Annotated in this window: 15 protein-coding genes, 2 tRNA genes and 1 rRNA gene; 9 read left to right on the forward strand and 9 right to left on the reverse strand. The window is 56.5% G+C overall.

Going from position 1 to position 15,944, the window contains the following annotated elements:
* The first annotated feature begins 96 nt into the window (after window positions 1–96).
* Window positions 97–798: a lipoate--protein ligase family protein gene (locus tag ACOYXE_RS25545; protein WP_460926819.1), complete on the forward strand. Its 702-nt coding sequence runs from the start codon at window positions 97–99 to the stop codon at window positions 796–798.
* 9 nt (window positions 799–807) lie between these two features.
* Here ACOYXE_RS25545 and crp read toward each other — a convergent pair whose 3' ends face one another.
* Window positions 808–1,452: a cAMP-activated global transcriptional regulator CRP gene (gene crp, locus ACOYXE_RS25550; RefSeq protein WP_095126211.1), complete on the reverse strand. Its 645-nt coding sequence runs from the start codon at window positions 1,450–1,452 to the stop codon at window positions 808–810.
* Between the two features lie 237 nt (window positions 1,453–1,689).
* On the opposite strand from crp, the gene ACOYXE_RS25555 reads away from it, so the two are divergent.
* Window positions 1,690–2,112, forward strand: coding sequence for an OsmC family protein (locus ACOYXE_RS25555; protein WP_003228794.1), 423 nt, complete (start codon window positions 1,690–1,692; stop codon window positions 2,110–2,112).
* 237 nt (window positions 2,113–2,349) lie between these two features.
* On the forward strand, window positions 2,350–3,144 hold the full coding sequence (gene speD / locus ACOYXE_RS25560; protein WP_460926820.1) for an adenosylmethionine decarboxylase: 795 nt from the start codon (window positions 2,350–2,352) through the stop codon (window positions 3,142–3,144).
* A 111-nt stretch (window positions 3,145–3,255) separates the two neighbouring features.
* Here the strand turns inward: speD and coq7 are convergent, their stop codons facing one another.
* The 6 genes from coq7 to hemJ all read right to left on the reverse strand — a co-directional run bounded on the left by coq7 (window position 3,256) and on the right by hemJ (window position 7,831).
* Complete coding sequence (gene coq7, locus ACOYXE_RS25565) at window positions 3,256–3,903, reverse strand: 2-polyprenyl-3-methyl-6-methoxy-1,4-benzoquinone monooxygenase (protein WP_008077993.1); 648 nt, start codon at window positions 3,901–3,903, stop codon at window positions 3,256–3,258.
* Window positions 3,904–4,101: 198 nt separating this feature from the next.
* Window positions 4,102–4,440 (reverse strand): histidine triad nucleotide-binding protein, encoded by a 339-nt coding sequence (locus ACOYXE_RS25570; RefSeq protein WP_053124353.1) that lies wholly within the window; start codon window positions 4,438–4,440, stop codon window positions 4,102–4,104.
* 81 nt (window positions 4,441–4,521) lie between these two features.
* Window positions 4,522–5,310, reverse strand: a complete 789-nt coding sequence (locus tag ACOYXE_RS25575; RefSeq protein WP_160059630.1) for an SDR family NAD(P)-dependent oxidoreductase — start codon at window positions 5,308–5,310, stop codon at window positions 4,522–4,524.
* 61 nt (window positions 5,311–5,371) lie between these two features.
* The gene (locus ACOYXE_RS25580) at window positions 5,372–6,322 is read right to left on the reverse strand and encodes a DUF805 domain-containing protein (protein WP_460926821.1); all 951 of its coding nucleotides are present in this window, start codon (window positions 6,320–6,322) and stop codon (window positions 5,372–5,374) included.
* Between the two features lie 78 nt (window positions 6,323–6,400).
* On the reverse strand, window positions 6,401–7,369 hold the full coding sequence (locus ACOYXE_RS25585) for an NAD(P)H-dependent flavin oxidoreductase (RefSeq protein ID WP_137217343.1): 969 nt from the start codon (window positions 7,367–7,369) through the stop codon (window positions 6,401–6,403).
* A 33-nt stretch (window positions 7,370–7,402) separates the two neighbouring features.
* On the reverse strand, window positions 7,403–7,831 hold the full coding sequence (hemJ, locus tag ACOYXE_RS25590) for a protoporphyrinogen oxidase HemJ (protein ID WP_160059627.1): 429 nt from the start codon (window positions 7,829–7,831) through the stop codon (window positions 7,403–7,405).
* Window positions 7,832–7,964: 133 nt separating this feature from the next.
* Between hemJ and argC the strand changes: the two genes are divergently transcribed.
* Both argC and erpA read left to right on the forward strand, forming a co-directional pair.
* Window positions 7,965–8,999 (forward strand): N-acetyl-gamma-glutamyl-phosphate reductase, encoded by a 1,035-nt coding sequence (gene argC / locus ACOYXE_RS25595; RefSeq protein ID WP_405122780.1) that lies wholly within the window; start codon window positions 7,965–7,967, stop codon window positions 8,997–8,999.
* A gap of 168 nt (window positions 9,000–9,167) precedes the next feature.
* On the forward strand, window positions 9,168–9,518 hold the full coding sequence (erpA, locus tag ACOYXE_RS25600) for an iron-sulfur cluster insertion protein ErpA (protein ID WP_008077999.1): 351 nt from the start codon (window positions 9,168–9,170) through the stop codon (window positions 9,516–9,518).
* 73 nt (window positions 9,519–9,591) lie between these two features.
* Here erpA and ACOYXE_RS25605 read toward each other — a convergent pair whose 3' ends face one another.
* On the reverse strand, window positions 9,592–10,683 hold the full coding sequence (locus ACOYXE_RS25605; RefSeq protein ID WP_460926822.1) for an anhydro-N-acetylmuramic acid kinase: 1,092 nt from the start codon (window positions 10,681–10,683) through the stop codon (window positions 9,592–9,594).
* Window positions 10,684–10,686: 3 nt separating this feature from the next.
* A complete protein-coding gene (locus tag ACOYXE_RS25610) occupies window positions 10,687–12,117 on the reverse strand; it encodes a peptidoglycan DD-metalloendopeptidase family protein (RefSeq protein ID WP_460926823.1) in 1,431 nt (476 codons plus the stop codon).
* Window positions 12,118–12,329: 212 nt separating this feature from the next.
* Between ACOYXE_RS25610 and tyrS the strand changes: the two genes are divergently transcribed.
* The 4 genes from tyrS to ACOYXE_RS25630 all read left to right on the forward strand — a co-directional run bounded on the left by tyrS (window position 12,330) and on the right by ACOYXE_RS25630 (window position 15,848).
* Window positions 12,330–13,529, forward strand: a complete 1,200-nt coding sequence (tyrS, locus tag ACOYXE_RS25615; protein ID WP_460926824.1) for a tyrosine--tRNA ligase — start codon at window positions 12,330–12,332, stop codon at window positions 13,527–13,529.
* A 496-nt stretch (window positions 13,530–14,025) separates the two neighbouring features.
* Window positions 14,026–15,562, forward strand: a 16S ribosomal RNA gene (locus ACOYXE_RS25620).
* Between the two features lie 123 nt (window positions 15,563–15,685).
* Window positions 15,686–15,762: transfer RNA gene (locus ACOYXE_RS25625), tRNA-Ile, on the forward strand.
* A gap of 10 nt (window positions 15,763–15,772) precedes the next feature.
* Window positions 15,773–15,848 (forward strand) — tRNA-Ala (locus ACOYXE_RS25630).
* Window positions 15,849–15,944 lie beyond the last annotated feature (96 nt).

Genomic DNA, 15,944 nt, shown 5'->3' on the forward strand with positions numbered 1-15,944 from the left:
ACTCCCCCAGGGGAAATGCATTCCAATGTGGGAGCGAGCTTGCTAGCGAAGGGTCCATCGAAACCGCTAATGATTTCCATGTTGCCGGAGCCTGTTATGTCGCTGCCAACCTCCCTGACCATCGAAGCCGGTCTGCAAGCCGAACAAGACTTGCTGGCCTCGGTCTGCGCCGGCGACGCAGAATTCGGCCTTCTATTCTGGCAACCCAGCGATCGTGCGTTGGTCATGCCTCGCCGCCTCAATCGCCTCGCCGCGTTCGACCACGCCTGCGAAGTCTCAGCCGCCGCTGGCTGGCCCGTCCTGCTACGCGAAACCGGTGGCGAGCCCGTCCCGCAATCAGCGGCGACGATCAACATCGCCCTGGTCTATGCGCCACCACGCAGCGAAGGCGACCTGAACCGCATCGAAACCGGCTACCACCGTCTCTGCGATCCGATCTGTCAGTTGCTGGATGAATTGGGCGGCACATCATCGTTGGGTGAAATCGATGGCGCATTCTGCGACGGTCGCTTCAACGTCAATCTGGACGGTCGCAAAATGGTCGGCACGGCCCAGCGCTGGCGCCAGAGTCAGGGCGGGCAACGTCCGGTGGGCCTGGTGCACGGTGCGATGCTGATGGATAACGAGCGCGACTCGATGGTCGCGGCGGTCAATCGCTTCAATGAAGTGTGCGGCCTGGAGCAACGCGTGCGGGCTGAAAGCCACATCGGCCTGCATGAGAAATTCAACGCGCCACAGGCCTTGGCGCGTCTCGATGAGCTGTTTCGATTGATGCTGGCGCAGATCTACAGCGCCTGACTTTCGGGCTTAGCGCGTACCGAAGACCACCATGGTCTTGCCTTTCACATCGACCAGGTTACGTTCCTCAAGATCCTTGAGCACGCGGCCGACCATCTCCCGTGAACAACCGACAATCCGGCCGATTTCCTGACGGGTCACCTTGATCTGCATGCCGTCCGGGTGGGTCATCGCATCCGGTTGTTTGCACAGTTCCAGCAGGCAACGCGCGACTCGACCGGTTACATCGAAGAACGCCAGATCGCCGACCTTGCGCGTGGTGTTGCGCAGTCGTTGTGCGATTTGTCCGCTGAGTACGAAAAGAATGTCCGGATCCTGCTGCGACAATTCGCGGAACTTGGCGTAGCTGATTTCCGCTGTTTCGCATTCAACTTTGGCCCGAACCCAGGCGCTGCGTTCCTGTTCCTGTCCCGCTTGCTCGAACAGGCCCAGTTCGCCAAAGAAATCCCCGGCGTTGAGGTAAGCGATGATCATCTCCCGACCGTCGTCATCCTCGATCAGGATCGTCACCGAACCCTTGATGATGAAGTACAGCGTGTCCGAACGATCGCCCGCACAGATGATGTTGCTTTTGGCTGCATGACGACGGCGCTGACAATGCATCAGCAGTTTGTCGAGGTTCTTGATTTTGGGTGTGGGGGTAATAGCAACCATGGTTGTATCCCGAAAAGACTGCACGGTGATGTTTGGTTTTTTTATGAGGCGCTGAAGGCGGTCGCTACACAGCTGACATGGGCGCCAGCGAATTGGCGCCAGCTTAACAGACACTTCGTCGCAAATTCGAGAAATTACCTACAGCGCAGAGGCATCTGGTCCTAGGAACGTTGCTCGCTGTCCGGGCAAAGCCCTGTGCTAAGCTGGCGACCCTTTTTTTACAGTGGAGTCTGGGCGATGAAGGCACGCATCCAATGGGCTGGCGAAGCCATGTTCCTCGGCGAATCCGGCAGCGGTCATGTCGTGGTCATGGACGGTCCACCGGACGCCGGTGGTCGTAATCTGGGTGTTCGCCCGATGGAAATGCTCTTGCTCGGTGTGGGCGGTTGCAGCAATTTCGACGTGGTCAGCATCCTGAAGAAGTCCCGCCAGGCTGTTGAAAGCTGCGAAGCGTTCCTCGAAGCCGAGCGCGCGACCGAAGATCCGAAGGTGTTCACCAAGATTCATATGCACTTTGTGGTCAAGGGCCGTGGCTTGAAAGAAGCCCAGGTCAAACGTGCGATCGAGTTGTCTGCAGAGAAGTATTGCTCGGCCTCGATCATGCTTGGCGCGGCTGGCGTGGCGATCACTCACGATTACGAAATCGTCGAACTCGGTTGAAGCGACATTCAACTATCATAAAAGCAGTGCAGACTCTGGCGATCCCCCGCTGACGTCTGCATAATGCGCCACTTTTTTCAGGGCAGTGATCGGTCAATCGATGGGTCAGCCGCCTGAACAGATAACCAAAATCGCCATCGCGAAGAGGTGTTAACCGTCCTACGCAGGTGCGTTGTTCGCACTTGACGGGCATGCTTGATCACGCGGCCGGGCCGCATACATAGAGAGTTTTTAACGGTGAAAAGCAAACTCAAGCTCCACGGGTTCAATAACCTGACAAAGACCTTGAGCTTCAACATCTATGACATCTGCTACGCGGAAACCCCGCAAGACCAGCAGGCTTACGTTGAGTACATCAATCAAGAGTACAACGCGAAACGCCTGACGCAGATTCTCACAGAAGTTGTTGAGATCATTGGTGCCAACATCCTGAACATTGCCAGTCAGGACTACGAACCTCAGGGCGCCAGCGTCACGATTCTGATTTCTGAAGAGCCGGTAACCCCGACTGAAAGCCAGATTGAAGAGTCGCCGGGCCCATTGCCCGAAATTATCCTGGTCCACCTCGACAAGAGCCACATCACGGTGCACACCTACCCGGAAATCCATCCGGACGACGGTATTGCAACGTTCCGTGTGGACATCGACGTGTCGACTTGTGGTGTCATCTCACCGCTGAAAGCGCTCAATTTCCTCATTCACCAGTTCGATTCGGACATCGTGACTGTGGACTATCGTGTGCGCGGCTTCACCCGTGACGTTGAAGGCAACAAGCACTTCATCGACCACGAGATCAACTCGATCCAGAACTACCTTTCCGAAGACACTCGCGACGCGTACCAGATGACCGACGTGAACGTGTACCAGGAAAACCTGTTCCACACCAAAATGCTGCTGAAGAACTTCGAACTGGATAACTACCTGTTTGGCGACGCCACCAGCAACCTGTCCCCCGAGCAACGCGCTCAGGTGACCGATCGGGTGAAACACGAAATGCTCGAAATCTTCTACGCGCGCAACATGCCGACCTAAGATTCCCGGGCACAAAAAAAGGCGACCTTTCGGTCGCCTTTTTCATTTCTGCCAATCCCCCTCTGTGGGAGCGAGCCTGCTCGCGAGGGGCTCTTTGCAGCAATACCGTTCTCAGATCCGATAAGTACTTTTGGTCATCACCTTGGCCAGAATACTCATCCCGAACTTCACCGGCGCCGGAAAACGGAAACCTCCAGCCTCCAAAGCACTTTCGGCATGATGTTCTTCATCAATGCGCATCTGCTCCAGAATCGCCCGGGACTTTTCGTCCTCGGCCGGTAATTGTTCCAGATGCTCGTTCAGATGCTTGCACACCTGATGCTCGGTCGCCGCAACAAACCCGAGGCTGACCTTGTCGCTGATCAACCCAGCCACCGCGCCAATCCCGAACGACATCCCGTAAAACAGCGGGTTGAGCACACTGGTGTGGCTGCCCAACTGATGAATACGCTGTTCGCACCAGACCAGATGATCAATCTCTTCTTCGGCAGCGTGCTCCATGGCCTCGCGTACCTGCGGGAGCTTGGCAGTCAACGCCTGCCCCTGATACAGCGCCTGGGCGCAGACTTCACCGGTATGGTTGATGCGCATCAGGCCGGCGACGTGGCGGGTGTCTTCGTCGCTCATTTGCGTATCCGGTTGCAAAATCGCCGGCGATGGACGGTACGGCTGGCCACTGAACGGCAGCAGGGTACGCATCGCGGCATCGGCTTGCAGCAGAAGACGGTCAATTGGCGAGTAGTGACGTTGGGTAGTCATGCTGACCTCCGTGAAGAATCTCGACGGCCAGTTTAACCGAATCGGCCGGGGAAGGTTTGCGCTGGGTCATTTGCTGCGCGGTCATGCTTTTTTGTGGGAGCGAGCCTGCTCGCGAAGGCGGAGTATCAGGCACTGATACATTGAATGTGCCGAAGTCTTCGCGAGCAGGCTCGCTCCCACAGGGAGATGGGGTGTGGATCAGCCCGGTGGCCAGTTCATCTGGCGCTGCCCGAGTACGTGCATATGAATGTGGTAGACAGTTTGCCCACCCTTTTCATTGCAGTTCATCACCACGCGGAAACCGTCTTCGCAGCCCAGCTCCAGCGCCAGGCGCTGTGCAGTGAAGAGGATATGCCCGGCCAGTGCCTTGTCGTCTTCGGTCAGGTCATTGAGGGTGCGCACTGGTTTTTTCGGGATCACCAGGAAATGTACCGGTGCCTGAGGGGCGATGTCGTGGAACGCCAGAACCTGGTCGTCCTCGTAAATGATCTTGGCCGGGATTTCCCGGTTGATGATCTTGGTGAACAGAGTATCCACTGCTGTTTTCTCCGTTGTTTGGGCTGGTCTGAGTGTACGCAGGGCGGCTTATCCCGCCCAGTGTTTTACCTGTAGGGCATTTCAGCGCGGGCAGTAAGCCTTGTTGACCATGCCGACAATGGTGCGGTTGAGCCAGCGCGAACCCAATCTCGGCAGGAAGGCGAAGCATCGATTGCGTCTTCCCGGAATGATGATCGCCCGGTTCTTGTCGAGGGCGCGCACGGTGTACAGCGCGACTTCCTCAGGGCTCATCAGCAATTTGCTGTCTTTGAGTTTGTCGCTGTCGAGTTGTGCCGTACGGAAAAATGCCGTGCGCGTCGGGCCTGGACAGAGCACCGAAACCTTCACAGCACTCTGTTTTAGCTCAACTCGCAAGGCTTCGGAGAAGTGCAGCACATAGGCCTTGCTGGCGTAGTAAGTACTCATCCATGGGCCGGGATTGAACGCGGCCACCGAGGCGACATTGAGAATCTGCCCGCCACCCTGCAACGCCATGCTATTGCCGATGGCGTGGCAAAGGCGGGTGAGGGCGAGAATGTTTACTTCGATCAGATCCTGCTCGGTCATCCAGTCTTGCGCAAGGAACGGGCCGCAGGTGCCGATACCGGCGCAATTGACCAGCAAGTCGATCTGCCGATCACCTTCTTCGAGCTCCAGCAGGAAGCCGGACAGACGCAATGGCTCGCCCAGATCGCAGGCGCGGAACAGTACCTCGACGCCAAAACGCTGGGTCAATTCGATCGCAATGCTTTCCAGCTGATCACGCTGTCTTGCCACCAGAATCAGGCTGCGGCCACGCCGGGCCAGTGCTTCGGCCATCGCCAGGCCGATGCCGCTGGAGGCGCCGGTGATCAGTGCGTAACGGGTCATGCAATTCTCCATCGCAACAGCTCCGCGCCGGCGACGCGGGTGTCACGGCGGGGAGCGCTGTTCATTCTTTCGCAGAGTCTACAGGGGCCTGCGCCGCTTCGGCTGCCTCGTCGGCGGAATCCGCAGGCGTTTCGACCTCTACTTCGACTTCATCAGTGGTCACCGAGCCACTTTCGTAGCTGCTCTCCAGGTTGCTTTCGTACTCCTGCTGGATGGCCGAGATCCCGCCAAGCATGCCGCCGGCGAACACCAGCGCGAAGAACACGATCCACAGGGAACACAGCACTTTCACGGCGGTGCTGTTGGGCGGCGGGGGAGGGCCGTAACGGTTGGCGCCGGTGTTGCCCGGCACGACCATGATCACCAGCGGAAAGAAACTGCCCACGAATGGCACCAGATTCAGTAGCCAGAGCCAGCCCGACCAACCGATGTCGTGCAGACGCTGAATGCTGAACAGGATGCTGACAATCAGGAAAGCGATAAACAGGAAGAACGCGAAGATCCCGCCAATGATCAGGCCAGTGGTGGAGTCCCCCGCGACCAGCCCCAGAGCCAGCAGGGCGAACACGCCAACAATGGGTAAGGTCACCAGACTCAGGACCATTGTCCACGCCAGAAAGCGCAGGCGTCCGATTCGGCCTTCGACGCTGAACGGCTTAGGCGTGGCGAACTCCGCCTGGCTTTCGCCAACGCTTGCGCGAGGCGGTGCATACGGCGAGTCCGGTTCGGCCACAGCGGCGGTGTGTTCATGGACATCCGCCAGGTTCAGCTCGATTGCCGTTTCAGCTTCAATGCGTGCGTCGATCCCGGTTTTGCTCAGCGCTTGCAGATAGGTTTGCGCATCGCTGTGGGACAAATCACGCTTGAGCGCGACGCTGCGGCCACTGAACAGGCGTTCGATCGCGGTCACATCGCTTTTGAACAGATCCGCCACATTGAGTTTGGCAGTGGTGATATCGACACCGGGCTGTAGAGCACCGTCGAACACGATCTTGTAACGGGGTTCGCTCATGGCCGAGGCATCCTTGTCGCGAATAAATTGAAAGGTCAGCAGTGTAAGGCCAGCCCAGCGGGGCTGACCCGATTTTTCTTAGCGCGGCCAGCGTTGCGGTAGCTGGGCTGCGCGTTCCTGTGCCTGGCGATACTCGGCGTCCAGCCGTGCGATCAATTGATCCACACTCGGCAGGTCATCGATCTGCCCTACGCCTTGACCGGCCGACCACACGGTTTTCCAGGCTTTGGCCTCATCGCTGATCGGCTTCAACTTGTCACCGAAATTCACTTCGCCTTTGCCTTGCAGAGCAGCCATATCGAAACCGGCCGCCTCCAGGCTCTGACGCATAAAACTCGCCGGCACGCCCGACACCGCTGGAGTATGGATGATGTCGGATGCCTTGGCTGTCAGCAGCATCTCCTTGTAGGCGTCGGGCGCGTGACTTTCTGTGGTACCGATAAATCGCGTACCGAAGTAGGCCAAATCCGCGCCGAGCAGCTGTGCGGCAAGAATCTCATGACCGTGGTTAAGACATCCTGCAAGCAGCAGGGTTTTATCGAAGAACTGGCGGATCTCGGCGATCAATGCAAACGGACTCCAGGTCCCGGCATGTCCCCCGGCGCCGGCCGCCACGGCGATCAAACCGTCGACACCCGCCTCGGCCGCTTTCTCGGCATGTCGGCGAGTGGTGACGTCATGGAACACCAGGCCGCCATAGCTGTGCACCGCGTCGACCAGTTCCTTCACCGCGCCGAGACTGGTGATGACGATCGGCACTTTGTGTTCGACGCAGATGTTCAGGTCGGCCTGCAGGCGCGGGTTGCTGTTATGCACGATCAGGTTCACCGCATACGGCGCCGGGTTGTCCAGTGTCGCCAAGCCCGCTTCGATCTGTTCCAGCCAGGCTTTGAATCCGCTGCTTTCGCGCTGGTTCAAGGCTGGAAAACTGCCGACCACGCCATTGCGGCAGCAGGCGAGCACCAGCTCAGGGTTGGAAATCAGAAACATCGGTGCCGCTACTACAGGCAGGCGCAGACGTTGTTCGAGCAAAGCGGGCAGCGACATTATGGAAACCCCAAAGATCGGTAGTTGTTGAAGTTAGAACGGCTTGACCACGACCAGAATTACGATAGCCAGCAATATCAGAACCGGCACTTCATTGAACCAGCGATAAAAGACATGGCTGCGGGTGTTTTCGCCACGGGCAAAACGTTTTACCTGCGCGCCGCACATGTGGTGGTAGCCGATCAGCAAGACGACGAGGGTCAGTTTGGCGTGAATCCAGCCACCCATGCTGAAGATGCTCGGATTGAGATAGATCAGCCAGCCGCCAAAGATCAGCGTGGCGATCATCGCCGGGCCCATGATGCCGCGATACAGCTTGCGCTCCATGAGGCTGAAGCGTTCTTTGCTGAGCGTGTCTTCGCTTTGCGCGTGATACACGAACAGACGCGGCAAGTAGAACAGCCCGGCAAACCAGCAAACGATGCTGACAATGTGAAAAGCTTTGATCCATAGATAGAGCATTTTTAGTTATTCCAGGTTCACGGTAAGCCGGATAGTAGAGGCTTGAGCATCCGCACGTCACCTTGACGGTTGTCGCAGGCGCGCGCGGCCCCTATTATCGACGGCTTTCCAGTGGGTTCTTTGAGGGCAGGTTATGGTCAAGGTCGGTATCGTCGGCGGCACGGGTTACACCGGTGTCGAACTGCTGCGTCTGTTGGCGCAGCATCCGCAGGCAGAAGTGGTTGTCATCACTTCCCGATCCGAGGCCGGTCTGGCCGTGGCTGACATGTACCCGAACCTGCGCGGCCACTACGATGGCCTCGCCTTCAGCGTGCCGGACATCAAGACCCTCGGCGCTTGTGACGTAGTGTTCTTCGCCACACCGCACGGTGTTGCGCACGCGCTGGCGGGCGAATTGCTGGCAGCGGGCACCAAGGTCATCGACCTGTCGGCCGATTTCCGTCTGCAAGACGCTGAAGAGTGGGCCAAGTGGTACGGTCAGCCGCACGGCGCGCCTGAGTTGCTGGACGAAGCGGTTTACGGTCTGCCGGAAGTCAATCGCGAGCAGATCAAGAACGCCCGTCTGATCGCGGTGCCAGGTTGCTATCCGACCGCAACGCAGCTGGGTTTCCTGCCATTGCTGGAGGCGGGTCTGGCTGATACTTCGCGTCTGATCGCCGACTGCAAGTCCGGCGTCAGCGGTGCCGGTCGTGGTGCGGCTGTAGGCTCCTTGTACTCCGAAACGTCGGAAAGCATGAAGGCGTACGCGGTAAAAGGTCACCGTCACCTGCCGGAAATTCGCCAGGGTCTGCGTCGTGCAGCGGGTAAGGATGTCGGTCTGACCTTCGTTCCGCACCTGACCCCGATGATCCGTGGTATTCACTCCACGCTCTACGCGACCGTGGTTGATCGTTCGGTGGATCTGCAGGCGCTGTTTGAAAAGCGTTATGCCAATGAACCGTTCGTCGACGTGATGCCTGCCGGTAGCCACCCGGAAACCCGTAGCGTGCGCGGCGCCAACGTTTGCCGCATTGCCGTTCACCGTCCTCAGGATGGCGATCTGGTGGTGGTGTTGTCGGTGATCGACAATCTGGTCAAAGGCGCGTCGGGCCAAGCGGTGCAGAACATGAACATCCTGTTCGGTCTGGACGAGCGCTTCGGATTGTCCCACGCCGGTATGCTGCCGTAACACTTTAAGCCGCACAGCAAAAAGGCCCGTCAAACGGGCCTTTTTGCATTCTGAACAGTTGATCGGGTTTATTGATATACCGTAACAATAGTTGACCGATTTTCTCGGACAAGCGGATAATGCGCGTCATCACGCATTATGGCGGCGTAACGCCGGGAGATAGTCAGCATGAGCGTCGAATCCTTCACCCCCACGGCTTTGCAATTCACCCACGGTGCCGCGCACAAGGTGAAGAGCCTGGTCGATGAAGAGGGGAATGATCGCTTGAAGCTGCGCGTATTCGTTACGGGCGGCGGTTGTTCAGGGTTTCAGTACGGTTTCACCTTCGATGAAGATGTGGCCGAGGACGACACTATCGTCGAGCGCGAAGGCGTGAGTCTGGTAGTGGATCCGATGAGCTTCCAGTACCTGGCCGGTGCTGAAGTGGATTACCAGGAAGGTCTGGAAGGCTCGCGCTTCGTGATCAAGAACCCGAACGCCACCACGACGTGTGGTTGCGGGTCTTCGTTCTCGATCTGATCGCGCCGCGCTTCAGATAACAAAACGCCGCAGAGCCTTACGGTTCTGCGGCGTTTTGCTGTGTGCGATGTAATCAGGCCGGGTAGATGGCGCCGAGTACCCGAAGGCCGCGTGCGCCGGTGACGCTTGGGCGGTTGGCGGCGATACCTTCAAGACAGCAATGGGCCAGCCAGGCGAAGGCCATGGCTTCAACCCAGTCCGGATCAACGCCATGTGTCGCGGTGCTGGCGACCGTTGCGTTTGGCAGCAGGTCTGCCAGACGCTCCATCAGTGTGGCGTTGTGCGCGCCGCCGCCGCAGACCAGCAGCTCTTCAGTGTCGGGCTGAGCGCTTTGCAGCGAATCAATAATGGTCAGTGCGGTCAGTTCAAGCAGTGTGGCTTGCACGTTCTCGGCAGCAAAGGCTGGCAGGTGCGAGAGATGTTGCTCCAGCCAAGGCAGGTTGAACACTTCACGGCCGGTACTTTTCGGGCCTTTGGTGATGAAGAATGGATCGCTGAGCAGTGCTTTCAACAGGGTCGGCTCAACAGAGCCCGATTTTGCCCAGTCGCCATTGCGATCATAGTTTTCGCCGCGCTGCTGCTGAATCCAGGCGTCCATCAGCACATTCCCAGGGCCACAGTCGAAACCGGCTACAGGCTTGGTCGGCTCAATCAGACTGAGATTGCTGAAACCGCCGACATTCAAGACAGCCTGGTTGCCGGTACGCTCTTCGAACAAAGCTTCATGGAATGCGGGAACCAGCGGAGCACCTTGGCCTCCGGCTGCGACATCGCGGCTGCGGAAGTCGCTGACTACGGTAATACCTGTGAGTTCGGTCAGCAGGGCAGGATTGCCGATCTGCACGGTGAAACCGCGCGCCGGTTCATGGCGGATAGTCTGGCCGTGGCTGCCGATCGCACGAATCTCTTGGGGTTTGAGTTGCTGCTCACCGAGGAGGGTATGAATGCCCTGCGCAGCGACCTTCACCCAGTTCTGCTGGGCAATCGCCGAGCGGGCGATTTCGTCATGACCGCTGGCGCACAAGCCAAGCAGCTCGGTGCGCAGGGTTTCAGGCATGGGAATGTAGTGCGTGGCGATCAGTTTGATCGCCGAGGTCTGTTCGATCAGGGCAATGTCCAGACCGTCGAGGCTGGTTCCGGACATTACGCCGATATACAGGGCCATGACTTAGCGCTTGCTCGAGGCCAGCATGGTGGCCTTTTCTTGATCCATGCGCGCCATCAGCGGTTGGCTCTGTGCGAGGAAGCGAGCACGTTCTGCTTTGGCAATCGGATCAGCCATTGGCAGCTTCTGTCCCAGCGGATCGACGTGAACACCGTTGACCTGGAACTCATAGTGCAAGTGCGGGCCGGTCGAGAGGCCAGTGGTGCCGATGTAGCCGATAACTTGGCCCTGCTTCACGGAGCCGCCAGTCTTCACGCCTTTGGCGAAGCCTTGCATGTGGCCGTACAGCGTGCGGTAAGTGTTGCCGTGCTGGATGATCACCGTGTTGCCGTAGCCACCGCGGCGCCCGGCCAGCAGTACTTTGCCATCGCCGGCAGCCTTGATCGGCGTACCGCGTGGCGCAGCGTAATCGACGCCTTTGTGGGCGCGGATCTTGTTGAGGATAGGGTGCTTGCGGCCCATGGAGAACTTGGAGCTGATGCGGGCGAAGTCCACCGGTGTACGGATGAACGCCTTGCGCATGCTATTGCCATCAGCCGTGTAGTAGCTGCTGTTGCCTTGCTTGTTGGTGTATCGCACGGCGGTGTAGGTTTTGCCGCGGTTGGTGAAGCGTGCTGACAGGATCGGGCCATTGCCCACGGACTTGCCGTTGACCACTTTCTGCTCGTAGATCACATCGAATTCGTCGCCCTGGCGGATGTCCTGAGCAAAGTCGACGTCGTAGCCAAAGACGCTGGCCATATCCATGGTCAGGCTGTGCGAAAGGCCGGCACGGGCCGCGGATTGTGAAAGCGAGCTGTTGATCACACCGTGTACGTAAGCGGTGCGAACGGTGGGTTTTGCGGTAACCCGGTTGAAGGCATAACCCTTGTCATTCTTGGTCAGGGTAATGATTTCGACATCGCTGACCTTGCTGTGCAGGCTGGTCAGTTGGCCTTCAGGATCCAATTCGAATTCGAGTTTCTGGCCGTGCTTTAACTGGCTGAACTGTTTGGCCTGTTTGTCGCTGGCCAGAACTTCATGAACGGAAGCGGCAGGCAGGCCGACCTTTTCGAACAAAGTCGACAGTGTATCGCCCTTGGCAACGATGACTTCACGATGACCAGGTGCTTTTGGTTTTTCAGCGGCTGGTGCTGGTGCTGGTGCTGGTGCTGCTTCTGCGGTTTGTGGGGAGTTTTCGTCGCTGTTTTCGATTTGAGCAAATGGCGAAGCTACTGGCTCGTTTGTGGCTTGAGTCGCGTCAGCAGCGTCTTGATCTTGTGTCAGTTGTTCAGCAGGACTTTCCAGTTCAAGGCTCAGGGTCGTCTTTTTGGCTTCAACATCACTGGAAGGGAATACCAGGAGAGCCAGGCTAAGAAGGGCGGCGATTCCACTTGCGGCGAGCAGGTGGGTCTTCGGGTAAAGCGGCGGCGCTTTAGACGGTTCTGTGGTCATAGGTAATTTTGACTTTGAAAAATGATGAATTGGAAAAGATGAATGACATGATGAAGATGAAATAACTGTATAAAATATAACCAAATCATCTCTGAAGCAAGTCTACAGACAGCGTGTCTGTGGATTGGTGTCCGTGCGCCGGGCAAAACTTGTAATTGGTGCGCGATCTTGTATGGTTGGTTCCCTTTGAATCTGAGCCTTGCGGGTCTGTTATGAAGTCGGTTGAAGAGCAGCTAGCGCTGATTAAACGTGGTGCGGAAGAACTATTGGTCGAGTCCGAGCTGATCGAGAAGCTCAAGCGCGGCCAGCCGCTGCGTATCAAGGCTGGTTTTGATCCAACCGCTCCGGATCTGCACTTGGGTCACACGGTGCTTATTAATAAGCTGCGTCAGTTCCAGGAACTGGGGCATCAAGTGATCTTCCTTATAGGTGATTTCACCGGGATGATCGGTGATCCGAGCGGCAAGAGCGTCACGCGTCCGCCGCTGACTCGCGAGCAGGTTCTGGAAAACGCCGAGACCTACAAGACTCAGGTGTTCAAGATTCTCGATCCGGCGAAAACCGAAGTCGCGTTCAATTCCACCTGGATGGATCAGATGGGGCCGGCGGACTTCATTCGCCTGACTTCGCAATACACCGTCGCGCGCATGCTTGAGCGTGATGACTTCGACAAGCGTTACACCACCAATCAGCCGATCGCTATTCACGAGTTCCTCTATCCGCTGGTTCAGGGTTACGACTCGGTGGCTTTGCGTGCAGACGTTGAATTGGGCGGTACCGATCAGAAGTTCAACTTGCTGATGGGGCGTGAGCTGCAGCGTGGTTATGGTCAAGAGGCTCAGTGCATTCTGACCATGCCGCTGCTTGAAGGTCTGGATGGCGTGAAGAAGATGTCCAAGTCGTTGGGCAACTATGTCGGTATTCAGGAAGCGCCGGGCGTTATGTACAGCAAGCTGGTTTCTATTCCGGACGCGCTGATGTGGCGTTACTTTGAGCTGCTGAGCTTCCGTTCGATGGATGAGATCAATGCGCTGCGTGCCGATGTAGAAGCGGGCGCCAATCCGCGTGATGTCAAAATCAAACTGGCGGAAGAGATCGTTGCGCGTTTCCATGGTGAAGAAGCTGCGGCCAATGCTCATCGCGCGGCGGGTAACCGCATGAAGGATGGCGAGCTGCCGGATGATCTGCCGGAGATCGAGCTGGCTTCTGCTGAAGATATGCCGATCGCGGCTGTCCTTAATAAAGCAGGTCTGGTGAAGAACTCGGCAGCGGCGCGCGACCTGTTGGCGTCCGGCGGTGTGCGCGTTGATGGTGAGGTGGTTGATCGCTCCTTTATATATGTACTGGGCGCAACCCACGTTTGCCAGGCAGGCAAGAAGGCGTTTGCACGTATCACGCTGAAATCCGAGTAAAGTTGAAAATAGGTCTTGACGGCGAATTTTAGAAGTCTATAATTCGCCCCACTTCCGGCGCAGTCGAAACGGAAAACTCCTTGAGATTCAATGAGTTATGTAGGTTTCGGCGGCAGGTTGCTTCAGTTCATCGAAGCCAAAAGGAAGTTGAAAAAGAGGTGTTGACAGCAGCGTGTAACGCTGTAGAATTCGCCTCCCGCTGACGAGAGATCGGAAGCGCAAGTGGTTGAAGTTGTTGAAGAAATCTTCGAAAACTTCTGAAAATAATCACTTGACAGCAAATGAGGCTGCTGTAGAATGCGCGCCTCGGTTGAGACGAAAGATCTTAACCAACCGCTCTTTAACAACTGAATCAAGCAATTCGTGTGGGTGCTTGTGGAGTCAGACTGATAGTCAACAAGATTATCAGCATCACAAGTTACTCCGCGAGAAATCAAAGATGTAACCAACGATTGCTGAGCCAAGTTTAGGGTTTCTTAAAAACCCAAAGATGTTTGAACTGAAGAGTTTGATCATGGCTCAGATTGAACGCTGGCGGCAGGCCTAACACATGCAAGTCGAGCGGATGAGAGGAGCTTGCTCCTGGATTCAGCGGCGGACGGGTGAGTAATGCCTAGGAATCTGCCTGGTAGTGGGGGACAACGTTTCGAAAGGAACGCTAATACCGCATACGTCCTACGGGAGAAAGCAGGGGACCTTCGGGCCTTGCGCTATCAGATGAGCCTAGGTCGGATTAGCTAGTTGGTGAGGTAATGGCTCACCAAGGCGACGATCCGTAACTGGTCTGAGAGGATGATCAGTCACACTGGAACTGAGACACGGTCCAGACTCCTACGGGAGGCAGCAGTGGGGAATATTGGACAATGGGCGAAAGCCTGATCCAGCCATGCCGCGTGTGTGAAGAAGGTCTTCGGATTGTAAAGCACTTTAAGTTGGGAGGAAGGGTTGTAGATTAATACTCTGCAATTTTGACGTTACCGACAGAATAAGCACCGGCTAACTCTGTGCCAGCAGCCGCGGTAATACAGAGGGTGCAAGCGTTAATCGGAATTACTGGGCGTAAAGCGCGCGTAGGTGGTTCGTTAAGTTGGATGTGAAATCCCCGGGCTCAACCTGGGAACTGCATTCAAAACTGTCGAGCTAGAGTATGGTAGAGGGTGGTGGAATTTCCTGTGTAGCGGTGAAATGCGTAGATATAGGAAGGAACACCAGTGGCGAAGGCGACCACCTGGACTGATACTGACACTGAGGTGCGAAAGCGTGGGGAGCAAACAGGATTAGATACCCTGGTAGTCCACGCCGTAAACGATGTCAACTAGCCGTTGGGAGCCTTGAGCTCTTAGTGGCGCAGCTAACGCATTAAGTTGACCGCCTGGGGAGTACGGCCGCAAGGTTAAAACTCAAATGAATTGACGGGGGCCCGCACAAGCGGTGGAGCATGTGGTTTAATTCGAAGCAACGCGAAGAACCTTACCAGGCCTTGACATCCAATGAACTTTCCAGAGATGGATTGGTGCCTTCGGGAACATTGAGACAGGTGCTGCATGGCTGTCGTCAGCTCGTGTCGTGAGATGTTGGGTTAAGTCCCGTAACGAGCGCAACCCTTGTCCTTAGTTACCAGCACGTTATGGTGGGCACTCTAAGGAGACTGCCGGTGACAAACCGGAGGAAGGTGGGGATGACGTCAAGTCATCATGGCCCTTACGGCCTGGGCTACACACGTGCTACAATGGTCGGTACAAAGGGTTGCCAAGCCGCGAGGTGGAGCTAATCCCATAAAACCGATCGTAGTCCGGATCGCAGTCTGCAACTCGACTGCGTGAAGTCGGAATCGCTAGTAATCGTGAATCAGAATGTCACGGTGAATACGTTCCCGGGCCTTGTACACACCGCCCGTCACACCATGGGAGTGGGTTGCACCAGAAGTAGCTAGTCTAACCTTCGGGAGGACGGTTACCACGGTGTGATTCATGACTGGGGTGAAGTCGTAACAAGGTAGCCGTAGGGGAACCTGCGGCTGGATCACCTCCTTAATCGACGACATCAGCTGCTCCATAAGTTCCCACACGAATTGCTTGATTCATTGAAGAAGACGATAGAAGCAGCTTTAAGCTCCAAGCTGATAGCTCCAAGCTAACAGTTACGCGCTCGAAATTGGGTCTGTAGCTCAGTTGGTTAGAGCGCACCCCTGATAAGGGTGAGGTCGGCAGTTCGAATCTGCCCAGACCCACCAATTTTGTTATGGGGCCATAGCTCAGCTGGGAGAGCGCCTGCCTTGCACGCAGGAGGTCAGCGGTTCGATCCCGCTTGGCTCCACCATATAACTGCTTCTGAAAGCTTAGAAATGAGTATTCCATTGAGAATATTGATTTCTAGTCTTTTGATTAGATCGTTCTTTAAAAATTTGGGTATGTG

It is taken from the genome of Pseudomonas sp. MC6 (assembly GCF_054790575.1).

Excerpts from the sequence above, each read along its gene's own strand:
- ACOYXE_RS25555 (WP_003228794.1), top strand. The coding sequence starts at position 1,690 with ATGAAGGCACGCATCCAATGGGCTGGCGAAGCCATGTTCCTCGGCGAA.
- hemJ (WP_160059627.1), bottom strand. The coding sequence starts at position 7,831 with ATGCTCTATCTATGGATCAAAGCTTTTCACATTGTCAGCATCGTTTGC.
- ACOYXE_RS25575 (WP_160059630.1), bottom strand. The coding sequence starts at position 5,310 with ATGACCCGTTACGCACTGATCACCGGCGCCTCCAGCGGCATCGGCCTG.
- argC (WP_405122780.1), top strand. The coding sequence starts at position 7,965 with ATGGTCAAGGTCGGTATCGTCGGCGGCACGGGTTACACCGGTGTCGAA.
- ACOYXE_RS25580 (WP_460926821.1), bottom strand. The coding sequence starts at position 6,322 with ATGAGCGAACCCCGTTACAAGATCGTGTTCGACGGTGCTCTACAGCCC.
- ACOYXE_RS25610 (WP_460926823.1), bottom strand. The coding sequence starts at position 12,117 with ATGACCACAGAACCGTCTAAAGCGCCGCCGCTTTACCCGAAGACCCAC.
- tyrS (WP_460926824.1), top strand. The coding sequence starts at position 12,330 with ATGAAGTCGGTTGAAGAGCAGCTAGCGCTGATTAAACGTGGTGCGGAA.
- erpA (WP_008077999.1), top strand. The coding sequence starts at position 9,168 with ATGAGCGTCGAATCCTTCACCCCCACGGCTTTGCAATTCACCCACGGT.
- crp (WP_095126211.1), bottom strand. The coding sequence starts at position 1,452 with ATGGTTGCTATTACCCCCACACCCAAAATCAAGAACCTCGACAAACTG.
- coq7 (WP_008077993.1), bottom strand. The coding sequence starts at position 3,903 with ATGACTACCCAACGTCACTACTCGCCAATTGACCGTCTTCTGCTGCAA.
- ACOYXE_RS25585 (WP_137217343.1), bottom strand. The coding sequence starts at position 7,369 with ATGTCGCTGCCCGCTTTGCTCGAACAACGTCTGCGCCTGCCTGTAGTA.
- ACOYXE_RS25605 (WP_460926822.1), bottom strand. The coding sequence starts at position 10,683 with ATGGCCCTGTATATCGGCGTAATGTCCGGAACCAGCCTCGACGGTCTG.
- ACOYXE_RS25545 (WP_460926819.1), top strand. The coding sequence starts at position 97 with ATGTCGCTGCCAACCTCCCTGACCATCGAAGCCGGTCTGCAAGCCGAA.